Here is a 1167-nt window from a genome sequence, read left to right on the forward strand (position 1 = left end):
TACCTAAACCTAAAACGATGAACAGGCTGATTTTGACCTCTTACATTCCGGGCCGTTGTGATATGCAGGGCAAGCTCACCGCTACCCTCAATTGCGGGCCGGGTACCCGACAGCAGGTATGGCAAACGGCCGGGCAGCAGCGCGGGCTATACTATTGCATGCTGCAACAGGGGGGCTACCGCTCACCGGCATTGAAAGTACTGCTGATTGACTAATCTTCCAGCCAGAGCCGGCCGCTCTACTCAAAGAGCAATGGCTCTGGCTGTTTATATCCTTAAATAATGCGATACTTACTCTTTTTCCTTTTGCTAGTGATAGTCAGTAAAGGTTTAGCTCAGTCCGAATCCTTTAACATTAGGATAAATGCGGGCTATCCCTTTCAGGAACTTACGACCATACTCCCTACCGACAGCTGCTATTACGCAAGTGCCGTAGTAACGGATAGCACTGACGGCTTACTGACAATAGGCAGCCTGTTTTTAAAGCTTGATTTAACTGGGCAGCTGTTGTGGTCTCAACAGCTTGGCACCCCAAATAAATACTATGAACTTTGGGGCGAAGGGCTTTTCCCAACAGCAGACAGCAGCTTTGCTGCTTTAGGGATAGTACGAGATTCCATTAGAAAAGGGGTATTCATCAAATACAACAGCAATGGCGACACCTTGCTCACTAAAGAATATATTAGCCCATTCTATCCCGATGAGCCCTTCATTACGGCACAAGCTATGCACCCAGACAATCAGGGAGGCTTCTTCCTCCTTTTCGGTGTTGACTCGGAACCCGACGGAGTCAATGCCGATTATTTTATGCTTCATGTAGACATGAATGGAGAAACTCTGGCAACTTATAATTATGGCACCTCTCTGACTGATATCCCCAAATCCTTGCTGGTCCACGCTGATGGGACTCTAACTGTGGGGGGCTCTCAGAGTAATATTACCAGTGTTTCTCAAAATTTCATTTACAGGTCCCATCTGCTACACCTTGATGAATCTCTTAATCAACTTTGGCAGTATACCTCACCCTGGAATGACTTGTATGACCATGCCAACGCCCTCCTCCCCACCCCCGATGGCGGCCTCATCGTCGGCACCGGGAAAGGCGTAGAGACGGCCATCAACAGCAGCAGCGGACGCGTAGACTGGAACCCCTGCTTCTTCAAGCTCA

The 1167-nt window shown here is 48.8% G+C and carries 2 protein-coding genes; both read left to right on the forward strand.

Translation table 11 applies throughout. The features are described from left to right. Window positions 1–215 (forward strand): hypothetical protein (locus IX84_RS30455; protein ID WP_044230421.1); only part of this gene is annotated, 215 nt, incomplete at its 5' end. 66 nt (window positions 216–281) lie between these two features. Further along, the coding region (locus IX84_RS30460; RefSeq protein ID WP_044230423.1) for a hypothetical protein at window positions 282–1167 on the forward strand (886 nt) is incomplete at its 3' end.

This window comes from Phaeodactylibacter xiamenensis, assembly GCF_000759025.1.
Taxonomy (GTDB): domain Bacteria; phylum Bacteroidota; class Bacteroidia; order Chitinophagales; family Saprospiraceae; genus Phaeodactylibacter; species Phaeodactylibacter xiamenensis.